Origin of the sequence: Albibacillus kandeliae, assembly GCF_003116585.1 — a bacterium.
Lineage (GTDB): Bacteria > Pseudomonadota > Alphaproteobacteria > Rhodobacterales > Rhodobacteraceae > Albibacillus > Albibacillus kandeliae.
On record NZ_QEHM01000029.1, the window covers coordinates 1 to 1174 of the forward strand.

Here is a 1174-nt window from a genome sequence, read left to right on the forward strand (position 1 = left end):
ACTCGACGATTTTCGACACCACGCCGGCGCCCACGGTGCGGCCGCCTTCGCGGATTGCGAAGCGGAGGCCGTTTTCCATGGCGATCGGTGCGATCAGCTCGACGCCGAAGGAGACGTTGTCGCCCGGCATCACCATTTCGGTGCCTTCGGCCAGCGTCACGGTCCCGGTCACGTCGGTGGTCCGGAAGTAGAACTGCGGACGGTAGTTCGCGAAGAACGGGGTGTGACGGCCGCCTTCTTCCTTGGTCAGGATGTAGGCTTCGGCTTCGAACTTGGTGTGCGGAGTCACCGAGCCCGGCTTGCAGAGAACCTGGCCACGCTCGACGCCTTCACGGTCAACGCCGCGCAGCAGCGCGCCGATGTTGTCGCCGGCTTCCCCACGGTCCAGCAGCTTGCGGAACATTTCCACGCCGGTGCAGGTGGTTTTCTTGGTGTCCTTGATGCCGACGATCTCGATTTCGTCGCCGACGTTGATCACGCCACGCTCGATACGGCCGGTCACAACGGTGCCGCGGCCCGAGATCGAGAACACGTCTTCGATCGGCATCAGGAACGGCTGGTCGACAGCGCGCTCGGGGGTCGGGATGTACTCGTCGACAGCGGCCAGCAGGGCGCGGATCGACTTCTCGCCGATTTCCTCGTCACGGCCTTCCAGAGCGGCCAGGGCCGAACCCGGAACCACCGGAATGTCGTCGCCCGGGTACTCGTAGGAGGACAGCAGTTCGCGGATTTCCATTTCCACGAGCTCCAGCAGCTCCTCGTCGTCCACCTGGTCGACCTTGTTCATGTAGACGACCATCGCCGGAATGCCGACCTGGCGGCCCAGCAGGATGTGCTCGCGGGTCTGCGGCATCGGGCCGTCAGCTGCGTTCACAACCAGGATCGCGCCGTCCATCTGCGCCGCGCCGGTGATCATGTTCTTCACGTAGTCGGCGTGGCCGGGGCAGTCGACGTGCGCGTAGTGGCGCGCTTCGGTCTCGTACTCGACGTGGGCGGTCGAGATGGTGATGCCGCGGGCTTTCTCTTCCGGCGCGCCGTCGATCTGGTCGTAGGCTTTGAAGTCACCAAAGTACTTGGTGATCGCTGCGGTCAGCGTCGTCTTGCCGTGGTCAACGTGACCGATCGTGCCGATGTTGACGTGCGGTTTCGTCCGTTCAAACTTTGCCTTTGCCAT

The 1174-nt window shown here is 63.8% G+C and carries 1 protein-coding gene; it reads right to left on the reverse strand.

The annotated features are described in order from the left end of the window. On the reverse strand, positions 1 to 1174 hold a 1174-nt coding region (tuf, locus tag DDT93_RS26320; protein WP_109468891.1), incomplete at both ends, for an elongation factor Tu.